The following is a 23,576-nucleotide window of genomic DNA, read 5'->3' as shown; positions in this document are numbered from 1 at the left end:
CGCGGACGGCAAACCGGAGCGTACTGGCTGGATTGGCGGATATCCGCACGCCCGCTTGACTGACCGTCACTCCACGCGCGACCAAGACAGGCCATGGAAATTGAATAAAACAAACGGGAAATCAGCAATGATAATCGCAATCAGATCATTGATTGTATGCACGCCCATCCTGGCATGCATGCCAGCGTACAGCTCGACGAGCGGGAAAACCGACAGCCATTACATCAACACCGACACATCAATCGTATCCGAGCCGGGATGCACTGATTCCAAAGGCGAGAACGTACACACGCTCGTCCAGGCTCCGCCAGCAAGCCTCTTCAGCGATGGCGAATCGCTGGATTCCGCAGAGCAATACTATAAATACAACAAAACCATGCTTGGATACGCACTGAGAGAAATGCCGAGGCACTGGAGAAAATCCAAGAGGAAAGATCAACAAGCGTGGAAAATATTGGCAGATGAAAAATGCGGAAAAATGGGCGGCACCATATATAGATCAAAAACAGCCAGTGAACGCACCCGCATCATCAATTGCCATTCTAACGCCATCATATGGAGAATTTTCGAGATCTCCATTGAACTCTACCGTATTGAGAATGAACACTAAAAGAAACGCCACCCATATCTCCAACCCAATACGTCACCTCAATAAAATCCACATATGCACGCTAATGGACATATATCTTCTCCAGCAGAAGTGTTGACAAACGATGACAATTTACAAAACGGCTGGGGTCGCGATTCTGGCAACATGCTGCTTCACGGATACTGAATTCGCCAATGCGATCCCGCTCGGAAAAGGGAAAGAGGCGGACGTTATTCTTGTCGATGGCAGTCCGGCGATCTGTATCCCCAGCAAGAGCAGATCTTCATTCCCGGTTGGCCGGGCAATGATATACGACGGCCACACAACGGGAGGAGTCTGGGCTATCAGCTTGGCGCCGGGAGCGAAGCCCCTGACACTTATGCCTGGCGACTGCATGTCATATACAAGGATTCCAGATGGGTATATTCCAATAGCCACTAATGAAAATTCACTCAATCCAGTTTTGTCACTGAACAAAACGTACATATTCAGCATAGACACCGCACGCACCGTTGAAAGTTTTTTTCAGACCGCTTTTTACTCCACCAGCTTCTGCATCAAGACTGGAAGAACCGGGGCGCTCGAAATTCATAGAAGGCAGGCCTGCGTCTACAATCATTGACGAGACGCACAGCGGCAGACTTGATCTCATTGCTGGAGATCCTACGCCCCACCTGGCGTTTGCACGTGGAAGGAGAAAGACCGTGCTGGCTGAGAGCTCGAGAGGGTTTGAAGGTGGCCCGCCGATGTCTGGATGAGTGCGTGGCGCCAGGGTCGCGTGGTTCGCAAATCTCCTCAATGAACCACTCTGCTCACGTCGGCTCCAATCAGTCCAAGCCATCAGGGTATTGCCGGCCTACCTTCATGACCACTTGATATCGCTACGAATCCTCTTTCGCCACGTCATTGAGTTGAGTCACCAGCTTGAGACAGAAAGACCGTCGAAAGTCTGCTATTTCACATTCTTACCGAGCCCTTGCTGCCAGCCCGCGCCAGCACATCAACGTCGACAGGTGCGCTCAAAGCAGCGTTGGCGTGTAATTGCACGCAAAGGGCGCGGGCGACCTTGAGGAGGGGCGTGAAATCAACGCTGCGCTCGTCTAACAGTGCGCGATGCAGGCTCTCCCGCGACAGACCCGCCGCACGTACGACCTTGCCCGGCCCCTGGGCACGTGCAATGTCGCCGAGTGCCTTGGCGATGAGCGAGAGGAGCGCTGACTCCTTCGCGCAATTCCCGGGCTGCGTTGGCAAATGCCTGATGGTGCCGCTTATCCGAATCGAACGGATGACCTACTGTTTACAAGACAGTTGCTCTACCAACTGAGCTAAAGCGGCACGGGGTGAAACGCCGACGGCAGCGCCGTGGTTTGGGAATTCTAGCGCAGTCGCGTGCATTCCAGCGACCGTTGCTGCGCGGCACCGCTGCGCTGCTGCGCCTGGGCCGGTTCGCTGCCGGTGGTCAGCTGCCCTTCCAGCCACCATTGGCCGGCATCGCCGCTGGCCACCAGACGTGGCTGGAAGCCGGCGGCCTGCACCGCGGCCATGCGCCGTTCGGCGCCCTCGCGGTTGCGGTACTGGCCCAGCGCAATGGCGTTGGTCTCGTCGCCCTGGCTGATGATGTAGTAGTCGCTCAGCCCGGCAGCGACGATGCGCTTGACCGTGGCCTGCGCGTCATCGCGGCTGGCGGCGGCGGGCAGCAGCACGCGGTAACGGGCACTGCCGCTGGCGGCGGGCTGCTCGCGCAGGCGTGCCTGGCTCAGCAGGTTGCCCGCACGCCCCTGTGCGGCGGTGGCAGCGGCGCGGTCGGCGAACGGGCCCAGCGCCAGGCAGCGCGGCGGTACGGCCGGGGCTGCGGGTTTCTCAGCCACCGGTTCCGGCGCTGGCTTGGCGACGGCGGCCATCGGCTCAGGCGCCTTCACTGGTTCGGCGGGCTTGCTGGGTGCTGCAGGTGTCGCCGCTGCCGGTGCGGGTGCAGCGGCCACTGCGGTAGCCGGCGCTGCCTCACGCTCCACCAGTGCGTCAGTGGGTGCCGCGGCCGAGGCCTGCGCGGCCACGGCCGCATCGGTGCCACCGGGCAACCAGCGCAGCTCGGCCACGCCGGTCGGGGGCGGTGGCAACGGCGCACGCGCGGGTTCATCGCGCAACAGCCACCAGGTGGCAACACCAAGATTGAGGATCGCCAGCACGACGATCAGGGCACGGGTCAGCATGCGCCGATACTAGCCTGCGGGCTGGTGCACCGCCCAGCGGGCGAGGCCATCCAGCACCAGCGAGGGGTGATAGTCGGCGCCGTCCAGAAGCGGCATCAGCGCGGGTGCGCCACCGCCATGCACCAGCAGCGACGGCATCACGCCCAACAGCGCCTGTGCCTGGCGGGCGCTGCGTTCAACCAGCGCCACGGCGGCACCATCGCAGCCGGAGGCCAGCGCATCGGCGGTGTCGTTGGCGAATTCGCTGTAGTCACCGCCGCTGGCCGGCAGCTGCACCGCGCGCGCGTGCAGCGCCTCGCGCATGGTGGTCGGCGAGGCGGAAATGCGTCCACCGTGATGCTGGCCGTTGGCATCCAGCAGGTCGATGGTCAACGCGGTGCCGACACCGACCACCAGCACCGGCCGCTGTGCCTTGGCGGCAGCCAGCAGGGCCAGGAAGCGGTCGACACCGAATTTTTCCGGCTTGGCGTAGGCAATGCGTACACCCGCACACTGGGCGCTGGTGCGCACCACATGCACGTGCTCGAAGCGGCGCTGCAGCTGATCCAGCATCGCGCTGGTCAGCGATGGCGCGGCGACGCTGGCCACAAACGCGGTGCCGCCACTGGGCAGGCTGTGCGGCGGTTGCCCGGCCATGCCTTCGGCGCCATGCGCCCAGGCCTGCACATCACCGGCACGGTCACCCTGCAACGGCGCGAACTTGAAGCGCGAATTGCCCAGATCGAACAACCAGTCGCTCATGCTTTTCTCACACTGACTTCGCCGGCATGCAGCAGGCGCTCGCGGCCATCGATACGCACGCGCAGCGCGCCATCGTCAGCCAAGCCGAGCGCGGTACCGTGCTGCCATTCGCCATCGAGCTGCACGCGCACTTCGCGCCCGGCCAGCATGTCGAACGCTGCGTAACGCGGCAGGAACGGCGCCAGCCCTTCCCGGTCGAATTCCTCCAGCGCCGGTAGCAGCCGTGCGAGCACCGCGGCCACCACCGTGTTGCGATCCACCGATGCGCCGGCCAGTGTGTCCAGGTCAACCCACGGCTGGGTGATCTGTTCGGCGAAGGCCGGCGGCATGTGCACGTTGATGCCGATGCCGATCACTGCACGCGCCGGGCCGGCGTATTCGCCCCCCCCCTCGGCCAGCAGGCCCACCAGCTTGCGGCCATCGACCAGCACGTCGTTCGGCCACTTCAGCTGCGCCTGCGTGTAGCCCAGATCGTGCAGGGCTTCGGCCACGGCGACGCCGGCGACCAAACTCAGCCCGGCCAAACGGCCGAGGCCACCCTCGAACAGGCGCAGCACCGACAGATACACATGCGCGGCCAGCGGCGACGCCCAGGTGCGCCCTCGACGGCCACGGCCGCCGGTCTGGCGCTCGGCCAACAGGACGCTGACACCGCGCTGGGGCGCGCTGCAGCGCAGCAATTCGGCGTTGGTGGAGTCCACCGTCCAGGCCACCTGCAGGTCGTGCAGCAGTGCTGCGGCCTCCTTGGGCAGGCCGGCGCGGATGGCTCCGGCTTCCAGCAGGTCGACCGGCCGGGTCAGCCCGTAGCCCTCGCCTGCGCGACCTTCAACCTCGACGCCAGCGGCTCTAAGCCCTTGAATTCGCTTCCAAATGGCGGCCCGGGTCTGGCCCAGCTCACGGGCCAGGGCGTCGCCGGACAGGCGACCGGCAGCGAGTTTGGCCAGCAATTGGCGATCGTCCACGGCAGCTTCCACAAGGTCAGGACGGAATTATGCGGGAAACCCGCCAGCGACGCCCGCCGGCCCCGGTTCCGGCAGGCTTCCAATCTGGCGCCGGGTTCGGGCTAGAATCGGGAACTCACCTTCCCTTAACGTGGATGTCGTCAATGCGCCGTTATGCCCATTGCCTGATCCTGCTGACGATGCCCTTCGCGGCGTCTGCAACAGCAGCGCTTGATGACAGCCGTGGCGCCTGCGTCTACTCGGCCAGCGATGCAGCCTCGCAGCGCACACCGACCAACACGCCGACAGCGACGGCCGCCAAGCCGGCACCGGTACGTCCGGCCGCCGCGACCAGCAGCGGAGGTGGCGGCGACGACGATGTACTGCAGCGCATCCGCGCGCCGAAGTGGCACAGCTACCTGCCGGGTATGTTCCGCTGATCAAGTCGTTGCTGCAGTGGTTGCGGCCCGCGCCGCGACCGATCGAAGACCCACACTGGAACGATGCCTGCCATCGCGCAGCGTGGTTGCGCGGCCTGGACGGCGAACGGCATGCACGCCTGCGCGCGCTGGCCACGCGTTTCCTGCATGAGAAGACCATCTCCCCGATCGGCGACCTGCAGCTGCAGCCAGCCGATGGCGTGCTGCTGGCCGCACTGTGCTGCCTGCCACTGCTGGAGTTCGGCGAAGCGGGGCTGGAGGGCTGGTCGCAGCTGATCGTCTACCCCGATGCGTTCCGCGTGCATCGCAGCCACATGGATGCCGCCGGGGTACTGCACGAGTGGGATGACGAGCTGATCGGCGAGTCGTGGGACAGCGGTCCGTTGATTCTTTCGTGGGCCGATGTGCAGGCCGATCTGGCGGCACCGCATGAGGGCTACTGCGTGGCCGTGCATGAGATGGTGCACAAGCTGGATGCACTCGACGGTGCGATGGACGGCACGCCGCCGTTGCCGCGTGCGTGGCAACGCGAGTGGGCTGCTGACTTCCAGAGATCGTACGACGGGTTCTGTGCGCAGGTGGATGCCGGCGTGGAAACACTGATCGATCCGTATGCGGCAGAGGCGCCGGAAGAGTTCTTCGCGGTGGCCAGCGAGTACCACTTCTCTGCGCCGGACCTGCTGGCCGAAACGTTGCCGGAGGTGGCTGCGCATCTCAGGCGGTTCTACGGCGAGCCGCCGAAGATATAAATACGGTAGCGCCGGCCGCTGGACGGCAACCTGGCAATGCCATCGAAGATCATGAGGTTGCCGGCCAGCGGCCGGCACTACCGAGTGCGGAGGCTTACGGCCCCGGCGGCAGCCGCACTTCGAAACGGGCGCCGCCCAGTTCGCTGGAGCGGGACACCTGCAGCTCGCCGCGGTAGTCCTTGATCAGGTCCTGCACGATCGACAGGCCGATGCCGTGGCCCTGTACGCGCTCATCGCCGCGCACGCCACGCTGCAGCACCTTGCCGATGTCCTCCGGAGCAATGCCCGGGCCATCGTCATCTACTGCCAGCAGCAGACCGGCACGACGCGCATTCGGCGCCGGCAACGGCTGCGCGGTCAGCAACACGCGGCGCTTGGCCCACTTGAACGCGTTCTCCAGCAGGTTGCCCAGCAGCTCCTGCAGGTCACCCGGTTCGCCGTGGAAGCGCGCGGCCGGGTCGATGTCGAATTCGCACAGCACGCCCTTGGACGCATAGACCTTCTCCAGGCCGCGCACGATCTCCTCGGCGTTGGATTCGATCGGCAGCGGTGCCGAGAACAGCTTGTGGCCCGACGAGGCCGCGCGTGCCAGCTGGTAGGACACCAGGTTGTTCATGCGCTGCAGCTGCACGTCCAGCTCTTCGCGCAGGGCGCCATCGCCGGCGCCGCTGTCCATCTGCGTACGCAGCACCGCAATCGGCGTCTTCAGGCTGTGCGCCAGGTCGGCCAGGGTATTGCGCTGGCGTTCCAGGTTCTCACGCTCGCCCTCGATGAAGGCATTGATGCTGTCGGTCAACGGCTCCAGCTCGCGCGGGTGTCGTTCGCTCATGCGCTCGGTCTCGCCGCGCTGGACCTTGGTCAGTTCGGTGATCACCCGCCGCAACGGGCGCAGGCTCCACTGCAGGATGACCGTCTGCAGCAGCAGCAGGATCAGGCCGATGCCGCCCAGGTAGAACCAGACCCGGCTGCGGAACACGCGCAGCTGCGCACCCAACGCGCGCGAGTCTTCCATCACGTAGATGGTGTACGGGAATTCGGTGGCCGGGTCGGCGTCGGCATCCCACACCAGGCCCAGGCCGTAGCGATACACCGAGCCCTGGCTGCCGTCGATCTGGATCATCGGCAGCGGGCCTTCGAAGACTTCCTGGCGCGGGGCCAGCAGGCCACCGCCGACCGTGGGCAGCATCGGGCCTTCGGCGGACATCGAATTGCCCTTGCCGTCGGGCATGACGACCTGCAGGTACAGGCCGCTGCCGGGCACGTCGAAACGCGGATCCGGCGGCTGCTCGCGGATGTACAGCGAGCGGTCGCGGGTGAAGTCGATGCCGGCCGCATAGGCGGTGGCATAGTTCTTCAGGCGCTCGCGCAGGTTCGCCTTCGCCGTATCGGCGAAGGCGGCATCAAGCGCGTAACCGGCCAGGGCCAGGAACGCGACCAGACCCACTGACGCGGCGAACATCTGGCGCGCCTGCAGAGAGCGCGGCCGCCAGCGTCGGAAGAACCACAGACGGCCGGACATCGTTTATCGCCTGCTGAAGGCCTCAGCCCTCGTTGCGCGGAATCGCGAAACGGTAGCCACGACCGCGTACGGTCTCGATCGGCTTCAGTTCGCCATCCGGGTCCAGCTTCTTGCGCAGGCGGCCGATGAACACTTCCAGCACGTTCGAGTCACGATCGAAGTCCTGCTGGTAGATGTGCTCGGTGAGGTCGGCCTTGGAGACCAGTTCACCGGCATGCATCATCAGGTACTCCAGCACCTTGTACTCGTAGCTGGTGAGGTCGACATTGCTGCCGGCCACGCTCACGGTCTGCGCTGCCAGATCCAAGGCAACCGGGCCGCATTCCAGGGTCGGCTTGCTCCAGCCTGCGGCGCGGCGCAGCAGCGCGTTGACGCGGGCCAGCAGCTCTTCCACATGGAACGGCTTGACCAGGTAATCGTCGGCGCCCTGCTTCAGGCCCTCGACCTTGTCCTGCCAGCTCGAACGCGCGGTCAGGATCAACACCGGGAACTTCTTGCCTTCGTCGCGCAGGGCCTTGATCAACTCCATGCCCGACATCTTGGGCAGGCCAAGGTCGATGATTCCGACGTCGAACGGCACTTCGCGGCCCATGTACAGGCCTTCTTCGCCGTCCTGCGCTGCATCGACGGCAAAACCTTCGCGCTTGAGCCGGGCTGCCAGGGTCTCACGCAGCGGGGCTTCGTCTTCGACCAGAAGGATACGCATGAACTCTCCCTAGTGTGCTGGGTGCGGCCCGGAGGCCTGTGGGTACGGGTTGATAGCGACAACTATCCCTGTTCAGGGGTTATCGCCGCGTAGTGATGACATATCCGACCGCGGCGTGCGCGGCTGTGAACGTGCCGGAGCGGGGTCGTCCATGTAGCGGACCCGACCGCGGTCGTCCATGTATTTGACCCGGTTGATGTCACGACCATCGAACGGCACACGCTCGGCGCCCAGGATGTGGCCACCGGTGGTGCGCTGCACGCGGCGCACGGCATCGGACAGCGAGCGCTCGTTGCTGGCGCCACGGCCTCCACGCTCCATCATTTCTGCGCGCCCCTGTTCCCGCTGCGGGTCCTGCGCCAGCGCCGAAGACAGCGGGGCAGCCGCCAGGACCACGCAGGTGGCCAGGGCAATACAGCGGTGGAAGGGAGCGGAAGACATCGATGCGATCCTAGCCGAGCACGGCGATTCGTTCAAAAGTCGTAAATCCGGGCACCGGAATGGAACCCGGCGTTTTACAAATCTTTTGCAAATTCTTGGTTTCGGGCAGTGAATCCGGTCTGAACTTTTCCAGATGCTCCAGACCGTTGTTCAGCTAAGTGAACATTCGGGACGAAACGGCCGCCCTTGTCAAGTCAGGAATGTGACTGACGTCACGCAGCGGCGCGATCGGCTTCGCGTTCGGTGACTGCCAGCGCCTGCTCGATCAACGTCCAGTCGGCACCGGGACGATGGGCGCCCTCGCTAAGCACCTGGCGGAATGCGCGGCCACCGGGCTGTCCGTGGAACAGGCCGAGGATGTGGCGGGTGATGTGCTTCAGGGCCAGGCCCTCGCCCAGGCGGGCGTCGATGTACGGGCGCAGGGCGCGCAGCAGCTCACCGCGCGGACGCAGCGGCGCGCCGGTCTGCAGCGCTTCCAGCTGATGCAGCAGGTAGGGGTCGTGGTAGGCCGCGCGACCGAGCATCACGCCATCGACGTGCGCGGCCTGCGCCTGCACCGCCTCGATGCTGGCCAAGCCGCCATTGAGCACCACCGGCAGTGCCGGGCGCTCCTGCTTCAGCCGGTAGGCCCAGTCGTACTTCAACGGTGGAACCTCGCGGTTCTCTTTCGGCGACAGGCCCTTCAGCCAGGCATTGCGGGCGTGCACCACCACCATCGCGGCGCCGGCCTCAACCTGGCGGTCGACGAAACTGGCGAATACCTCGTAGTTGTCGTCTTCGTCCACGCCCAAGCGGCATTTCACCGTCACCGGGATGTCCACTGCCTCGACCATGGCCGACACGCATTCGGCCACCAGCACCGGCTCGCGCATCAGGCAGGCGCCGAAACGCCCGGCCTGCACGCGATCGGACGGGCAGCCGCAGTTGAGGTTGACCTCGTCGTAGCCCCAATCGGCGGCGATGCGCGCGGCCTGCGCCAGCAGGGCCGGATCGCTGCCACCGAGCTGCAGTGCCAGCGGTTGTTCGCTGGCATCGAAACCGAGCAGGCGCTGGCGATCGCCATGGATGACCGCATTGGCGTGCACCATTTCGGTGTACAGCCGCACACCCGGTGCCAGCAGGCGGTGGAACACCCGGCAATGGCGGTCGGTCCAGTCCATCATCGGGGCGACGGACAGACGCAGGGAATCAGCGTAACGGGCGGTGGCGGACGTCATCGGGCGGTTGATCGTGGAGACTGGCATTGCCAGTGAGATCAATAGTTTACACCGGGCGGATGAATGGCGACGGGCAGCCGGGTTGCAGGCCGGGTTGCCGCTGCCGCCGTTGCGTGGGGATACTCGGCACGCGAGTTCCTGTTGCACCGCGCCTGTTGGAAGGGAAGCCACAATGAAACCAACTGCATCCTCGCTGGCGGGCTCTGGCCTCGCCTGCCTCACCCTGCTGGCGGGACTGGCCCTGGGCAGTGGTTGCAGCAGCGTCCGCGACGCACGCCTCACCGAAATCAGGCCGGGCCCACGATGCGACTTCACCGAAGGCGCCACCTTCGACAACCGGCCGGCCTACCTGTCGGCGGGGCAGGAAAATGCACCCATCGGTGCGCTTTCCAGGCTCTTTGGCGACTACAACAAGGACATCCACCAGGTCACGATCCGCCAGGAGGCGAGCCGGCTGGTGGCCCGCTTCCATGCCGCCGACGGCACCGGCATCGAGGCTGCAGGCAGCGCTTCCAGCAGGAGCTACAGCGCCGAAGGAGAACAGCTGGTCATCAACCGGTGGTCATCGTGCAAACCGGGCGAAGCCGGCGCCGGCTGCGTCTGGTCGCGCGTGGAACTGTCCTGCACTGTGGAAAACGATCTGGTGGTGAAGCAGGTGGGCGGAGGCGCAGTCCTGCTGGCCCTGATCATCCCGATGGGCCAGCGCAGTACCCAGTTCGGGGTGTACCGGCGGGTCGGTCCTGCAGAGTGAATCCGCAAAAGGCTCCGGGTTGGACCCGGAGCCTTTGCCCACAGTGCGGCAGTCTTACAGGCCGCGGTTGCGCACCTGCTCCTGCTGCTGTTCGTGCACGCGCTGGTTGAACTGGACATCCAGTTCCTCGCTCTGGCGGGTGCTGGCCTCGACCGACTGCGACACGGCCTGTCGGCTGTCGACGAAGGTGCGCTGCGCGGCCGGGTCGCCGACATTGCCCTGCACGGCGAACAAGCCGCTGCCATCCGGGCGTGCGACCACATGATCGATCTGGTGCATGCCGGCGACCTTGCTTTCGTAGGCGAGCTGTCCAGCGGCGCGTTCGGTTTCCTGCGCGTTGGCGAACAGCGGGCACAGCCCGGCCTGCGCACGCTGCTGCTGCAGCTCCTGCAGTTTCTCCAGGGCCTGGTTGAAGCGCGGATTCTCGGCATGCGAAGGATCGCGCATGCTGGGCGCTGCCGGTGCGGTCGGTTCGGTGCGCGCCGGGGCGGCGGCGGTCTGCGCGCCGGCCTTCACTGCGGCCGGGTCGTCCAATCGGCCCAGGGTTTGGCGGCCAGCCTTGCCATCCTGCTCCAGGCCGTTGTTGGCCTGGAACTGCTTGACCGCCGCAAAGGTGTCCTTGCCGTAGATGCCATCGGTCGCCAGCGGCTTGCCGTCGGCGCCCACGTGGCCCAGTGCCGCCAGCTTGCCCTGCAGCGCTTTGACCTCGTCACCGCGTTCGCCCTTCACCAGCATGCCATCAGCCATCGGCGCCTGCTGCGTGGCACGTGCGGCCTGCGCGGCTTCGGGCCCCTGCGCGTGTACCTTGCCGCCGAGGGTGATGCGGTCGTTGAGCATGTCGCCGAGGTAGCGGCGGAACTGCGCTGGCTCTACTTCGATATGCGCGTGCACCGGTTTGCTGCCGGCGTTCGACTGCTGGATCAGCGGAGCGCCGTACTCGACGAAGTCACCGTTCTTGTAGGGCGACGTGCCAGCGGCGCCGTGCAGCACCTGGCCTACCAGCTCACGGCGCGGATCGCCGGCCGGGTGGCTGTAGAGGCTGATCGAATTGGTCGCGTCCTTGTTGAACTGCGCGTAGCCGGCCACCGGGTTCGGAATCATCACATCGCGACTGCCCAGGCGATCGGTGAGGATCAGGTCCTTGCGCACCAGCGGAATGTCATTCTTGTCCTCACGTGTGCGGATGTTCTCCATCTCGCCTTCGACCATGCCCGATTGGCGGTCGGCCTTGCGGGCATCGCCGGTGCGCACGGCTTCGGCATTGGTGTTGGGATGATGGATCTTCAGTTCGCGATAGGCCGTTTCGCCACTGATGCCGTGGGCCAGCGTGCGGTTGCTGGTGACATTGCCGTAGGGCTCGATCACCGTGATGCGGCCGCCACCGGGGGCGGCCGCCACCGGCGCACCATCCGTAGAGGGCGCCTTCGGCTCGTGGCGTTCCGGCGAGGGTACCGATGGCGGTGCCGGTGTCTGTGCGGGTGGGCGAACCCCGGCGTTCAGTGCAGACAGCGTGTCACGCCCCGCCTTGCCATCTTCTTCCAGCCCATGCGCCTTCTGGAACTGACGCACCGCGTGGTAGGTATCGCTGCCGAAATCGCCGTCGGGCTTCAGCACCTTGCCATCCACACCGGTGTAGCCGGCCTGCGCCAGCTTCTGCTGCAGCGCGAGCACTTCATTGCCGCGTTCGCCCTGCACCAGCACACCGTCGGCCATCGGTGCACGCGCCGGGCGCGCGGCGGACTGACGATGCGCCGGCTCGCCGAACGCCTGTTCGTAGGTCTTGCCCAGGTACGGCTGCGGGTCGTGGTTGATCCTGTCGTAGCGCGCCAGCGCAACCAGCTCGGACTTTTCATTGAGCGTGCGCTCGCGCAGCGAATCCCACTGCTTGGGCGAGCTCTCGAAATGGCGCTGGACGTTGGCGTGCTTGTAATCCTGCACGGCCCTGACAATCTGCTCGTCACTCAGCTCGGACAGCTTGTAATCATCACCATAGGCTTGTTTCAGGCCATTCTGGAATACACCACGGGTCATGTTGCGATACTGCACCGACGTGCTCCACAGCGCGTCCTGCACGGCAGGGCCGCGACCTTGCAGGTCCACGCCGACCTTCTTCAGGCGATCCATCTGCACGTCGTAATACTGGTGCTGGATGAAATCGTGCTGTTCCTGGGCGAAGCCCTTTTCGTCGCGTGCGGCCACCGCTTTCCAGCGCTCGCTGAAGGCTTCCGTCGCAGGCTTCAGGCCGTGGAACTGGTCCGCATAGCGGGACGACTTCAGGTACTCGTCCACCCCGCCAACGGCGCTGGCGAACTGGTAGCTGCCATAGGACACGCCGCCATGGTCACCCTTGCCCGAGGAAATCCAGCCTGGACCACGGTTGTCGGTTTCAAAACGGGCGGAGGTCTGGCCGCGATGCCAGTGTTCCATCGCCTTCCTTGCATCGGTCACTACATCCATGTCGAAGGACTCCTCTCAGTTGGCAATGCGGTGGATTGAGGTCACTTGCTCCGTGCAGCGGCCTGCAGCTGGTCAACGCGGTTGGCCACGCGGTTGATGCGGCACGACTGCGCGTCCAACCTCTGGCCCTGGCCATCGGTTTTGGGATCCCAGCGGCAATGGCGATTGGTGTCCGACCACCAGGCAGCCTGCGCATCCATCCAGTCATCCTTGGCCTTGCTGTCGGGACTTGCCACGACACCGGCGACGATCTCGGCCAAGCGGTCTTCCTGGTAACTCAACTCCTCGTCGCCACATGCCTGCAGGCGTGCTGTCACCGCTTCGCTGGCGTCCACGCAACGGGTGTACGTAGGACGCAGGTTGGCCTGGGTGTAGGAGGCATCGGGCAGCGGCGCGGGAAAGTCTTCGGCATCCGCGTCGGCATCGGCGGCTGCAGTTGCAGGCGTCGCGCTGGCCGGTGTCGATGTGGCTGCCGGTGTGGGCTCATCTGCACTGGCGGCAGCGGCAACCGTGGCGCTGTCGGCCGAAGGGGCCTGGCAGGCGCCCAGCAACAGGCACAGCACCAGCGCAATTCCGCGTCGGATTTCAAAGGCGGATCGATCAATGCGCGCAGGCGCGCTCAAGGCTTGCATTGCTTGCTTCTCCCTGGTGAGTCGCCGGGTGGGTCGGCAAAGAGGAGCCGTCCATCGGCCCCATCACGGTGAGGATGCTACGCCAGCGCAGAATGCCGATGCCTGACTGAATTCAGGTTTCAGCCGACATCAACGCCGCTCGCGCGCCTGCAGTTCCTCCGCGCGGTTGGCGTAGCGGTTGATGAGGCACGACTGCGCGTCCAGCGCCTGGCCCACGCTCTCTGTACCCGGGCTGCAGCGCTTGTCGGTGTCCTCGGCCCAAGTGGCCTGTTCGTCCATCCAGCGGTCCTTGGCCGGACCGTCGGGGCCGTTCATCAGGCGCGCCACTTCGGCCTGCAGCTGCGTCTGGTGGTAGGCCAGCTCGGTATCGCCGCAGGCCTGGATATGGTCGTTCATGCCACGGGCCTGCTGCACACAGCGGATGAATTCCGGTAGAAGCGTTGCCTGGGTGTAGGAGGTATCGGGCGGGCCGCTCTGCGCCAGCAATGCGTCGGCGCGTTTGGCCACACGGAACAGGCGGCACTCCTGTGCCTTCTGCAGGTCATCCACACCGGCATTGGCCGGAGCGGCGCAATGCCGATCGGTATCGCTGCGCCAGGTCGCCTGGGTAGCCAGGAACGCATGCTTGGCAGCACCGTCGAGCCCGGTCACGGCTTTGCTGGCACCTTCTTCCAGGCGCCCCTCCTGATAGGCCAGTTCATCCTTGCCGCAGGCCTGCAGCTTGCCCGCATCCTCCACGCCATCCACGCACCAGCCATAAGCCGGGCGCAGGCGACCATCTGTGTAGGAGGCATCAGGGTACCCAGAGGAATCACCGGTCGCTGGGTTGGGGGCGGTTGCCGGCGATGCCGCGGCGAGCGGTGCCGGGGTGGCCGCCGCTTCGGCCGATGCAGGGGAAGAAGGTGCCTGGCACGCGGTGAGCGCCAGGCACAGGGCCAGCACCTTCCAGTACCGACGGCCGGAGACGATCTGTTCATTGCCCCGACGGGCATCCATTGCCTGCATCAGCCTGTATCTCCCTTGCGTGTCGCCAGCGGGTGCCGGCGGGGAGGGACCGTCCATCGGCCCCGATCACGGTGCAGATCCTACGACAGCGGCGGTTTCAGATGGCTGACTGAATTCAGCTTGCGCGGACGGCGTCGCAGAAACTGCCTGGCCAGTCCGAGGCATGGAGCCGCGAGCGCGCGGTCAATGCGCGCCGCCGCGCCCTCCCACCTGTTCGATCAGCGTCTGGCTGGCGGCGTTGAGGCCGACAACACTGACTTCGGCGCCGTGCGCGGCCAGTTTTTCCTGCGCGCGCTGCAGCGCGGCGACGGCAGTCAGATCCCACAGGTGGGCCTCCCGCAGGTCGATCTGTACCTTCGGCGCCACGTGCTGGTAGTCGAACGCCGCACCCAGCTGCCCGGCGGAGGCGAAGAACACCTGGCCGCGCACGCGGTAGACCTGCATGTCCGCAACGTCTTCGCGCTGCACGTCGAGCATGTGGCCGACCTTGCGGGCGAAGAACAGCGCCGACAGCAGCACGCCGCTGAGGACACCCTTGGCCAGATCATGGGTGGCCACGGTGACCACCACGGTCAACAGCATCACTGCCGAGGAGCTGCGCGGATGCGTGCGCAGGTCGCGCAACGAGCGCCAGCTGAAGGTGCCGATGCTGACCATGATCATCACCGCCACCAGTGCGGCCATCGGGATCTGCCGCACCAGGTCGCTGCCGTACACCACCAGCACCAGCAGCAGTACGCCAGCCACAAGGCAGGACAGGCGGCCTCGCCCACCGGAGGTCACGTTGATGACCGACTGGCCGATCATCGCGCAGCCGGCCATGCCACCGAGGAAACCGGTGACCGTGTTGGCCAGGCCCTGGCCGACGCACTCGCGGTTGCGCTCACTGGGCGTCTCGGTGATGTCTTCGACAATCTGCAGGGTCATCATCGATTCGAGCAGGCCGACCACCGCCAGCGTGGCCGACACGGGCAGCAGGATGCGCAGCGTTTCCCAGGTGAAGGGCACATCGGGGATGAGGAAGTACGGCAGGCTGTCGGGCAGCTGGCCCATGTCGCCCACCGTGCGCACATCGACGCCGAAGCCGATCACTACAGCGGTGAGCACGACGATCGCCACCAGCGGCGACGGCACGGCGCGCGTGATGCGTGGCAGCAGGTAGATGATCGCCAGCGCCGCCGCACACACCACATAGACCGCGGGCCCACGGCCGAGCAGTTCCGGCAACTGGGCCAGGAAGATCAGGATCGCCAGCGCATTGACGAAGCCGGTGATGACCGAGCGCGAAACAAAACGCATCAGTGAGCCAAGCTTGAACACGCCGGCCACTACCTGCAGCAGGCCGGCCAGGATGCTGGCGGCGAACAGGTACTGCAGGCCGTGATCGCGGACGAGATCCACCATCACCAGCGCCATCGCACCGGTGGCGGCGGAGATCATGCCCGGACGGCCACCGGCGATGGCAGTGATCACCGCGATGGAGAACGCGGCGTACAGGCCGACCTTGGGATCGACGCCGGCGATAAGCGAGAAGGCGATTGCTTCGGGAATCAGCGCCAGGGCAACAACGGCGCCGGACAACAGATCACCACGGAGGTTGCCGAGCCATTGCTGGCGCAGGGGATAGGACGTTTGCATGGGAAAACTCCGCGCGCACGCGTAGGCGAGGCCACGTGGCGCTGCAGTGGAAAGACACGGGTTCCTGAGCCGGATGGGCCGGCTGCCGATGGGCGGCAAGGGTCAGGGTGGCGTGATCACTGCAGTGTGTCGTCGGGTAGCGTGGGAGGGGCGGAGTCTACGGGAACATCCGCCGCCGGGGTAGCGATGGCGCCTTCTGAAAGCGGCGGAGCATGGCTCGGCTCTACAATCGGAGCATGACCACCGACCGACCGCACTTCTTCGACCCGGCGACCGAACAGGGCGTGCTGCGTCTTTCCATCGCCGGCTCGCTGCTGCTGGCGGCCGCCGCGGTGGTGTTCGGCTTGCTGGCCAATTCTTCGCTGATCATCTTCGACGGCATCTACGGGCTGATCGATGTGGTGATGACCTGGTTGTCGCTGCTGGTCGCGCGGCTGATCGCCCTGTCCACGCAGACCGATGCCGTGCAGTCGCGCCTCAACCAACGCTTCACCATGGGCTTCTGGCACCTGGAACCGATCGTGCTGGGGGTCAGCGGTACGTTGATGATCGGCGCCGCGCTGTATGCGCTGGTCAACGCCGTGGATGCGCTGATGTCCGGTGGCCGCCAGATCGCGCTGGGTCCGGCGATCATCTTCGCTGGCCTGTCGATCGTTGCCGAGAGTGTGTTGGCCTGGTTCGTGCTGCGCGCCAATCGCCGTATCGGCTCGGAGTTCATCGCCCTGGACGCAAAGAACTGGGTGATCGCCGCCAGCATGTCGGCCTGCTACCTGGCCGCCTTCCTCGGTGGCGTGCTGGTGCGCGGTACATCGTTGGCCTGGGTCGGGCCGTACATCGATCCGGCCATCCTCGCCTTCGTCTGCGTTCTGGTGATGATCGCGCCACTGGGCACGGTCCGCCGCGCACTGGCCGGCATCCTGCTGGTCACCCCGCCGGAGCTGCAGGCGCACGTGGATGCGGTGGCGCGCGATATCGTCGCCCGACACGGCTTCGTCGAACACCGCAGCTATGTGGCGCAGGTCGGCCGTGGCGAACAGATCGAGCTGTTCTTCGTGGTGCGCGAGGACGACCCGCCGCGGCCCCTGCTGGAGTGGGATCACCTGCGCGACGAAATCGGCGATGCGCTGGGCGAATCCTCGCCGGACCGCTGGCTGACCATCATGTTCACCACTGACCGGGAATGGACGATCTAGACCCGGCGGACGATCCGTCAAGTTTTGCGGACGAACTGTCACCCACCGTCTGCAGAATCCGGGCAAAGTAGGCTCCAACGCACCACCCACCCACTGACCAGGAGCATCCCGATGTCCATCGAAAAGGTTCTGTACACCGCCCAGGCCATCTCCACTGGCGGCCGTGAAGGCCGTTCCGTGTCCTCCGACAACGTGCTGGACATCCAGCTGTCGACCCCGCGCGAGCTGGGCGGCGCTGGCGGCCCGGGCACCAACCCGGAACAGCTGTTCGCCGCTGGCTATTCGGCCTGCTTCCTGGGCGCACTGAAGTTCGTCGCCGGCCAGGCCAAGGTCGCGCTGCCGGCCGACACCACCGTCACCGGCAAGGTCGGCATCGGCCAGATCCCGACCGGTTTCGGCATCGAAGCCGAGCTGACCATCAACGTGCCGGGCGTGCCACGCGAGCAGGTGGAAGAGCTGGTGCAGAAGGCGCACATCGTCTGCCCGTACTCCAACGCTACCCGCGGCAACATCGACGTGACGCTGATCGTTGCCTGATGCGGCCGGGGTCAGAACCCTTTCGTGTTGCGAAAGGGATCCGACCACCAAAAAAATGGGCGGATGCCGGTCGAAACCGGGCATCCGCCCATCCCACCTTCGTTGTCCCGGAAGGGGGCATGAGGTTGCCGGCCAGCGGCCGGCACTACCAGGTCACTTTTCGCTCGTGATGAGCTGCACGACGCTGGAGAAATCCAGCTTGCCGCGGCCGGCCTGGTGGTTCATCGAGTACAGGTTGCGGGCCACTTCGCCCAGCGGGATCGAGGCGCCGACGCTCATCGCCGCCTCCACCGCCAAGCCCATATCCTTCAGCATCAGATCGCTGCCGAAGCCGCCGCTGTAACCGCGCGACGCCGGCGCGTTTTCCAGCACACCCGGCCACGGGTTGCACACTTCGGTGGCCCAGCTGCGGCCGGTGCTGACCGCCATCATCTGCGACAGCACCTTCGGGTCCAGCCCGTGCGCCACGCCCAGGGCGATGGCTTCGCCGGTGACGACCATGATCACGCCCAGCGCCATGTTGTTGCACAGCTTGGCGACCTGGCCGGCACCACTGGCGCCCACATGGAAGATGTTCTTGCCCATCGCCTGCAGTACCGGGCGGGCGCGTTCAAGCGCGTCCTCTTCGCCACCGACGATGAAGGTGAGGGTGCCGGCCTGTGCGCCGGCAGTGCCACCGGACACCGGCGCGTCGATCATCTGCAGGCCACGTGCGGCAGCCGCTTCGGATACCTTGCGCGCGCTGGCCGGGGCAATCGTGCTGCAGTCGATGACCAGCGCCCCGGCGGGAATCGCGGCAAGGATGCCGTCGTCGCCCAGGTACACGCCTTCGACGTGGCGGCTGGCCGGCAGCATCGAGATCACCACCTCGGCATCGGCCAAGGTCTCGCGTGCCGATGCCGCTGCGCTGGCACCCGCGTCGACCGCCGCCTGCACCGCGGCAGGCACCAGATCGAACACACGTACGGTGTGGCCGTTCTTGACCAGATTGGCGGCCATCGGGCCACCCATGTTGCCCAACCCAATGAATGCAATGCGGCTCATGCCAGGCTCCTTTCAGCGAGAGGGGTACCCAGGTCGGCCAGCGGATGCGCGGCATCGGCCCAGGGAGAAGCGAAGAACGTATCGGCCCATGCGCGGTCGGCATCGGCCAGCGTGGCCGGGTTCCACGAGGGATTGCGGTCCTTGTCGATCAGCAGCGCGCGGATGCCTTCAGCAAAATCACCATGCGCAGCGCAATGCAGGGCGGTGATGTATTCCAGCCGGTAAACGCTGGCCAGATCCTGGCCGGCGCTGCGACGCTGCAGCTCGAAGGCCAACCGTGCCGAACCCGGTGCACCCGCGGCAAGGGTCTTCTGTGCGGCCTGCAGCCACGCGTCATCGGTCTGCAGGGTGCTGATGCGTTCGACGATGGCGGCCAGATCATCGCCTGCGCACAGCGCATCGACCTGCGCGGCATTGGCCAGCAGCGGGCCGGTAGCCGCATCGCTGGCAAACGACAGCAGCAGCTGTGACAGGCGCTCGTGGTTGCGTGCGGCATCGGCCGACCACGCGACCTGCAGCAGCGCGTCGAACACCGCACTGCGGCGTTCCTCGGTCACATGCACGTCGGCCAGGCCGGCATAGATCGCGTCGCCCGGGTTGAGCGGTGCACCTGTCAGCGCCAGGAACAGGCCACCGTTGCCCGGCACGCGCGGCAGCAGCCAGCTACCACCCACGTCAGGGAACAGTCCCACGGTGATTTCCGGGAAGGCCAGCTTGGAACGCTCGCTGACCACGCGGTGGCTGGCGCCGGACATCAGGCCGATGCCGCCGCCCATCACGATGCCGTGGCCCCAGCACAGGATCGGCTTGGCGTAGGTGTGGATCAGGTAGTCGACGCGGTATTCGACGTCGAAGAATTCGGCGGCGTAGTCGTTCTCGCGGATATCGCCATGGCCGGCGTCGCGGTAGGCACGCATGCTCTGGTACAGGCTATGCAGGTCACCGCCGGCGCAGAACGCTTTCTCACCGGCGCCCTGCAGCACCACCATGGCGATGCCGTCGTCGTCGGCCCACGCGTTGAGCTGTTTCAGCAACAGGTGCGCCATCGGCAACGAGAAACCATTGAGCGTGCGCGGTGCGTTCAGCGTGGCGATGCCGATGCGCGTACCGTTGCCGGCTACGCGCTCATCGAACAGCACCGGTGCTTCGGCAGCGTTCGTGTCGACCGCGGTCATGCGTTCTTCCACTGCGCGGCGCGCTTTTCAAGGAAGGCACTCACGCCCTCGACCTGATCGGCGGTGTCGAACAGATCGACGAAGGCCTCGCGCTCGGCCACCAGCGCCGACGCATGGGTGCCGGTGCGCGTGGACTGCACCAGGGTCTTGCAGGCGGCAATGCTGGTCGGGCTCTGCTTGCCGGCCTTCTTCGCCCATTCCAGTGCCAGCGCCTTGGATTCGCCCTTGCCAACCTTTTCTTCGGCAAGACCAATCCGCACGGCGGTTTCGGCGTTGATGCGCTCGCCGAGCAGGATCATGCGCTTGGCCCAGCCCTCGCCGACCAGGCGCGGCAGGTTCTGGGTGCCACCGGCGCACGGCAGCAGGCCGACGGTGGCCTCCGGCAGCGCAACCTGGGCATGGTCTTCGATGATGCGGAGGTCGCAGGCCAGCGCGCACTCCAGGCCGCCGCCCATGGCGTAGCCGTTGATCGCAGCGATCGATACACCACGGAATGCGGACAGCGCCTCGAAGGCTTCGCCGAAACGGCGCGCCGCTTCGCGTGCGGCAGCCTTGTCGCCGGAGGCGAACTGGTTGAGGTCGGCGCCGGCAGAGAAGAACTTCTCGCCGTCACCGGTGATCACCAGCGCGTAGATGTCGCGGTCTGCGTTGAGCGCGCCCACCAGGTCGCGCAGCGCCGACAGGCTGTGCACGGTCCAGGTATGCGCCGGCGGGTTGTGCAGGGTGATGACCGCGGTGTGGCCATCGGCCTCGACCTTCAGGCCCACGTGTTCCTGGGTACGCCAATCCTTCATCGCAGTTCCTCTTCGGTGTTGAGCAGGTGACGGGCAACGATCACCCGCATGATCTCGTTGGTGCCTTCCAGGATCTGGTGCACGCGCGAATCGCGCAGCAGGCGCTCGATCGGATATTCACGGATGTAGCCGTAGCCGCCGTGGATCTGCAGCGCTTCGTTGCAGATGTTGAAGCCGGCATCGGTGGCGAAACGCTTGGCCATCGCGCACCACACGTTGGCATCGCTGGCGCCGGCATCGAGCTTGCGCGCGGCGGTATGCACCATCTGCCGCGCGGCAACCAGCTCGATGGCCATGTCGGCCAGCTTGAACTGCAGCGCCTGGAATTCGGACAACGCCTTGCCGAACTGGCGGCGCTCGCCCATGTAGCGGCGTGCGGCATCCAGCGCGCCCTGCGCAGCACCCAGCGAGCACGCGGCGATGTTGATGCGGCCGCCATCGAGCCCCTTCATCGCCAGCTTGAAGCCGCCACCTTCCTCTCCCAGAAGGTGGCTGACCGGTACGCGGACGTTTTCGAAGGTGATGCCGCGGGTGGGCTGGCTGTTCCAGCCCATCTTCTCTTCCTTGCGGCCATAGCTGATGCCCGGCAGGTCGGCCGGCACCGCGATCGCGCTGACCCCGCCTGCACCGGCACCGCCGGTACGTGCCATCACCACCAGCAGCTCGGTGGCACCGGCGCCGGAAATGAAGGCCTTGGAGCCATTCAACACGTAGATCTCGCCATCGCGCACGGCGGTGGTCTTCAGCGAGGCTGCATCCGAACCGGCGCCCGGCTCGGTCAGGCAGTACGAGGCCAGCTTGCTGCCCGAAGACAGGTCATTGCCCCAGGCATCACGCAGGGCCGGTTGGCCCCACTTGGACACCATCCACGAGGCCATGTTGTGGATGCTGATGTAGGCCGCGGTCGACGGGTCGACGTTGGCGAGCTCCTCGATGACGACGGCGGCGTCCAGTCGGCTCAGGCCGCTGCCGCCCACTTCCGGGTCCATGTACAGACCGCAGAAGCCCAGTTCACCGGCCTTGGCGATCGCCTCGCGCGGAAAGATGCCCTCCGCATCCCATCGCGCGGCGTGCGGCGCCAGTTCGGCCTGTGCGAAGTCACGCGCCGCTTCGCGGTACGCCTGCTGCGCTTCTTCCTGTTCCGTCGTCATCGAGTGGCTCATGGCTGCTCCCTGCTGTTACTTCAGGCTGATCGTGGTGTTGACGCCGTGGCTCAGCGTCTCGTCGTCGAACCAGCGCGCGGTGACGGTCTTGGTCTGCGTGTAGAACAGCACCACCTGCTTGCCGTACGGACCCAGGTCGCCCAGCTTGGAAGCGCGCGAACCGGTGAACGAGAACAGCGGCACCGGCACCGGGATCGGCACGTTGATGCCGACCTGGCCGACGTCGATGTCTTCCTGGAACCGGCGTGCTGCGGCGCCGGACTGGGTGAACAGCGCGGTGCCGTTGCCGTTCGGGTTGCTGTTGACCATGGCGATGGCCTCATCCAGCGTTTCCGCTTCGAGGATGACCAGCACCGGCCCGAAGATTTCTTCCTGGTAGATGCGCATGTCGGTGGTGACACCGGCAAAGATGGTCGGGCCGACGAAGTTGCCCTTCTCGAAACCATCGACCTGCGGCTTGCGGCCATCGAGCACCAGCTTGGCACCCTGCTCCACGCCCGAAGCGATCAGGCCTTCGACGCGATCACGGGCGCTGCAGGAAATGACCGGGCCGACGTCGGTGCCGGCGACCGTGCCACCGCTGACCTTCAGGGTCTTGGCCTTTTCGACCAGGTCCTGCACCCAACCGCGTGCTTCACCGACCAGCACCAGGGTGGAGGCGGCCATGCAGCGCTGGCCCGCCGCACCGAAGGCCGCGCCGACCATCGCATTGAGGGTCTGCTCCTTGTTGGCGTCCGGCAGCACCACGGCGTGGTTCTTGGCGCCCATCATGCACTGCACGCGCTTGCCGGCCAACGAGGCGCGGTTGTAGACGTGGGTACCGACGCGGGTGGAACCGACGAACGACACCGCCTTGATGTCCGGGTGGTCGCAGATGGCGTTGACCACTTCCTCACCGCCGTGGACCACGTTCAGCACGCCCTTGGGAATGCCCGCTTCCAGCGCCAGTTCGACCAGGCGCATGGTGACCATCGGGTCCTGCTCGGACGGCTTGAGGATGAAGGTGTTGCCGGTGGCAATGGCCATCGGGAACATCCACAGCGGAATCATCGCCGGGAAGTTGAACGGAGTGATGCCTGCGCACACGCCCAGCGGCTGCATGATCGAGTAGGTGTCCACGCCGTTGGCCACGTTGTTGGCCAGTTCGCCCAGCTGCAGGTTGCCGATGGCGGCCGCGTGCTCGACCACTTCCAGACCGCGGAACACATCGCCTTCGGCGTCCGGCAGGGTCTTGCCCTGTTCGGCGGTGAGGATGTGCGCCAGCTCGCTCATGTTTTCGCGGATGAGCTGCTGGTACTTCAGGAAGATGCGCGCACGGGTACCGATCGGGGTCTTGCGCCAGGTCTTGAAGGCCTCCTTGGCGGCGGCCACGGCGGCATCGACTTCACCGGTGGTGGCGAACGGCACCTGGGCCAGCACGTCCTGGGTGGCCGGATTGATCACGTCCTGCCAGTGGGAGGTGGCCGATTCAACGAACTGGCCATCGATCAGCATGCGGATACGGGGCGCTGCAACAGTCATGACGACAATCCCACGGGGTGCGAAAGATGCTTGGCATTATTCACAGCACCAACCTCGATTTCCGGGCTGAATCCGCTTAATCTGGCCAACACGCCAGACGATTCATGTTAATT

General features: G+C 65.6%; 24 protein-coding genes and 1 tRNA gene. 7 read left to right on the top strand and 18 right to left on the bottom strand.

Annotated features, from left to right (window positions below):
* Positions 1 to 127: 127 nt before the first annotated feature.
* Entirely contained in the window at positions 128 to 610 is a 483-nt protein-coding gene (locus tag AC07UW_RS12770) for a hypothetical protein (protein WP_495212172.1), read from the top strand.
* A 103-nt stretch (positions 611 to 713) separates the two neighbouring features.
* On the top strand, positions 714 to 1,211 hold the full coding sequence (locus AC07UW_RS12765; RefSeq protein WP_495212171.1) for a hypothetical protein: 498 nt from the start codon (positions 714 to 716) through the stop codon (positions 1,209 to 1,211).
* Between the two features lie 335 nt (positions 1,212 to 1,546).
* On the opposite strand, the gene AC07UW_RS12760 is transcribed toward AC07UW_RS12765, so the two are convergent.
* The 5 genes from AC07UW_RS12760 to birA form a co-directional block, all read right to left on the bottom strand.
* A complete protein-coding gene (locus AC07UW_RS12760) occupies positions 1,547 to 1,840 on the bottom strand; it encodes a helix-turn-helix domain-containing transcriptional regulator (RefSeq protein WP_495212170.1) in 294 nt (97 codons plus the stop codon).
* Between the two features lie 8 nt (positions 1,841 to 1,848).
* Positions 1,849 to 1,924 (bottom strand) — tRNA-Thr (locus AC07UW_RS12755).
* Between the two features lie 41 nt (positions 1,925 to 1,965).
* A complete protein-coding gene (locus AC07UW_RS12750) occupies positions 1,966 to 2,799 on the bottom strand; it encodes an SPOR domain-containing protein (protein WP_495212169.1) in 834 nt (277 codons plus the stop codon).
* Between the two features lie 9 nt (positions 2,800 to 2,808).
* Positions 2,809 to 3,540, bottom strand: a complete 732-nt coding sequence (locus tag AC07UW_RS12745; protein WP_025878323.1) for a type III pantothenate kinase — start codon at positions 3,538 to 3,540, stop codon at positions 2,809 to 2,811.
* Positions 3,537 to 4,502 carry a bifunctional biotin--[acetyl-CoA-carboxylase] ligase/biotin operon repressor BirA gene (gene birA / locus AC07UW_RS12740; protein ID WP_495212168.1) on the bottom strand — a complete coding sequence of 322 codons (966 nt, stop codon included), beginning with the start codon at positions 4,500 to 4,502 and terminating at the stop codon, positions 3,537 to 3,539. The genes AC07UW_RS12745 and birA overlap by 4 nt, the downstream gene beginning before the upstream one ends.
* Before the next feature lie 143 nt (positions 4,503 to 4,645).
* Between birA and AC07UW_RS12735 the strand changes: the two genes are divergently transcribed.
* Positions 4,646 to 4,921, top strand: a complete 276-nt coding sequence (locus tag AC07UW_RS12735) for a hypothetical protein (RefSeq protein ID WP_088100739.1) — start codon at positions 4,646 to 4,648, stop codon at positions 4,919 to 4,921.
* Complete coding sequence (locus AC07UW_RS12730) at positions 4,888 to 5,670, top strand: M90 family metallopeptidase (RefSeq protein ID WP_495212167.1); 783 nt, start codon at positions 4,888 to 4,890, stop codon at positions 5,668 to 5,670. The genes AC07UW_RS12735 and AC07UW_RS12730 overlap by 34 nt, the downstream gene beginning before the upstream one ends.
* 94 nt (positions 5,671 to 5,764) lie before the next feature.
* Here AC07UW_RS12730 and AC07UW_RS12725 read toward each other — a convergent pair whose 3' ends face one another.
* The 4 genes from AC07UW_RS12725 to dusA form a co-directional block, all read right to left on the bottom strand.
* The gene (locus AC07UW_RS12725) at positions 5,765 to 7,189 is read right to left on the bottom strand and encodes an ATP-binding protein (RefSeq protein WP_032978238.1); all 1,425 of its coding nucleotides are present in this window, start codon (positions 7,187 to 7,189) and stop codon (positions 5,765 to 5,767) included.
* A gap of 22 nt (positions 7,190 to 7,211) precedes the next feature.
* The gene (locus tag AC07UW_RS12720; RefSeq protein WP_004136763.1) at positions 7,212 to 7,895 is read right to left on the bottom strand and encodes a response regulator transcription factor; all 684 of its coding nucleotides are present in this window, start codon (positions 7,893 to 7,895) and stop codon (positions 7,212 to 7,214) included.
* Positions 7,896 to 7,967: 72 nt separating this feature from the next.
* Positions 7,968 to 8,336 carry a hypothetical protein gene (locus AC07UW_RS12715; RefSeq protein WP_025878314.1) on the bottom strand — a complete coding sequence of 123 codons (369 nt, stop codon included), beginning with the start codon at positions 8,334 to 8,336 and terminating at the stop codon, positions 7,968 to 7,970.
* 212 nt (positions 8,337 to 8,548) lie between these two features.
* A complete protein-coding gene (dusA, locus tag AC07UW_RS12710; protein WP_495212166.1) occupies positions 8,549 to 9,580 on the bottom strand; it encodes a tRNA dihydrouridine(20/20a) synthase DusA in 1,032 nt (343 codons plus the stop codon).
* A gap of 145 nt (positions 9,581 to 9,725) precedes the next feature.
* Between dusA and AC07UW_RS12705 the strand changes: the two genes are divergently transcribed.
* Positions 9,726 to 10,304: a hypothetical protein gene (locus tag AC07UW_RS12705; RefSeq protein ID WP_495212165.1), complete on the top strand. Its 579-nt coding sequence runs from the start codon at positions 9,726 to 9,728 to the stop codon at positions 10,302 to 10,304.
* Between the two features lie 54 nt (positions 10,305 to 10,358).
* Here the strand turns inward: AC07UW_RS12705 and AC07UW_RS12700 are convergent, their stop codons facing one another.
* From AC07UW_RS12700 to AC07UW_RS12685, 4 genes are all read right to left on the bottom strand, one after another.
* Positions 10,359 to 12,761 (bottom strand): VgrG-related protein, encoded by a 2,403-nt coding sequence (locus AC07UW_RS12700; protein WP_495212164.1) that lies wholly within the window; start codon positions 12,759 to 12,761, stop codon positions 10,359 to 10,361.
* 41 nt (positions 12,762 to 12,802) lie between these two features.
* On the bottom strand, positions 12,803 to 13,393 hold the full coding sequence (locus tag AC07UW_RS12695; RefSeq protein WP_312108058.1) for a lysozyme inhibitor LprI family protein: 591 nt from the start codon (positions 13,391 to 13,393) through the stop codon (positions 12,803 to 12,805).
* A gap of 129 nt (positions 13,394 to 13,522) precedes the next feature.
* Positions 13,523 to 14,389 carry a lysozyme inhibitor LprI family protein gene (locus tag AC07UW_RS12690; RefSeq protein WP_495212163.1) on the bottom strand — a complete coding sequence of 289 codons (867 nt, stop codon included), beginning with the start codon at positions 14,387 to 14,389 and terminating at the stop codon, positions 13,523 to 13,525.
* Positions 14,390 to 14,581: 192 nt separating this feature from the next.
* Positions 14,582 to 16,036 carry a SulP family inorganic anion transporter gene (locus AC07UW_RS12685; protein WP_495212162.1) on the bottom strand — a complete coding sequence of 485 codons (1,455 nt, stop codon included), beginning with the start codon at positions 16,034 to 16,036 and terminating at the stop codon, positions 14,582 to 14,584.
* 212 nt (positions 16,037 to 16,248) lie between these two features.
* Here AC07UW_RS12685 and AC07UW_RS12680 point away from each other — a divergent pair, with 212 nt between their 5' ends.
* A complete protein-coding gene (locus AC07UW_RS12680; protein WP_312786554.1) occupies positions 16,249 to 17,229 on the top strand; it encodes a cation diffusion facilitator family transporter in 981 nt (326 codons plus the stop codon).
* Positions 17,230 to 17,340: 111 nt separating this feature from the next.
* Complete coding sequence (locus tag AC07UW_RS12675; protein ID WP_495212161.1) at positions 17,341 to 17,766, top strand: organic hydroperoxide resistance protein; 426 nt, start codon at positions 17,341 to 17,343, stop codon at positions 17,764 to 17,766.
* A 153-nt stretch (positions 17,767 to 17,919) separates the two neighbouring features.
* Here the strand turns inward: AC07UW_RS12675 and mmsB are convergent, their stop codons facing one another.
* From mmsB to AC07UW_RS12650, 5 genes are read right to left on the bottom strand one after another with little or no spacing between them, the layout of a single operon-like run.
* Positions 17,920 to 18,810, bottom strand: coding sequence for a 3-hydroxyisobutyrate dehydrogenase (gene mmsB, locus AC07UW_RS12670; RefSeq protein WP_495212160.1), 891 nt, complete (start codon positions 18,808 to 18,810; stop codon positions 17,920 to 17,922).
* Complete coding sequence (locus tag AC07UW_RS12665; protein ID WP_495212159.1) at positions 18,807 to 19,985, bottom strand: enoyl-CoA hydratase/isomerase family protein; 1,179 nt, start codon at positions 19,983 to 19,985, stop codon at positions 18,807 to 18,809. Before AC07UW_RS12665 ends, mmsB begins: the two co-directional genes overlap by 4 nt.
* Positions 19,982 to 20,779, bottom strand: a complete 798-nt coding sequence (locus tag AC07UW_RS12660) for an enoyl-CoA hydratase (protein WP_313249610.1) — start codon at positions 20,777 to 20,779, stop codon at positions 19,982 to 19,984. Before AC07UW_RS12660 ends, AC07UW_RS12665 begins: the two co-directional genes overlap by 4 nt.
* The gene (locus AC07UW_RS12655; RefSeq protein ID WP_495212158.1) at positions 20,776 to 21,942 is read right to left on the bottom strand and encodes an acyl-CoA dehydrogenase family protein; all 1,167 of its coding nucleotides are present in this window, start codon (positions 21,940 to 21,942) and stop codon (positions 20,776 to 20,778) included. The genes AC07UW_RS12660 and AC07UW_RS12655 overlap by 4 nt, the downstream gene beginning before the upstream one ends.
* Positions 21,943 to 21,957: 15 nt before the next feature.
* Positions 21,958 to 23,463 (bottom strand): CoA-acylating methylmalonate-semialdehyde dehydrogenase, encoded by a 1,506-nt coding sequence (locus tag AC07UW_RS12650; protein ID WP_025875748.1) that lies wholly within the window; start codon positions 23,461 to 23,463, stop codon positions 21,958 to 21,960.
* Positions 23,464 to 23,576 lie beyond the last annotated feature (113 nt).

The organism is Stenotrophomonas sp. GW821-FHT02D01, from assembly GCF_059421765.1.
This window is presented reverse-complemented; position numbering and strand designations above follow the sequence as displayed.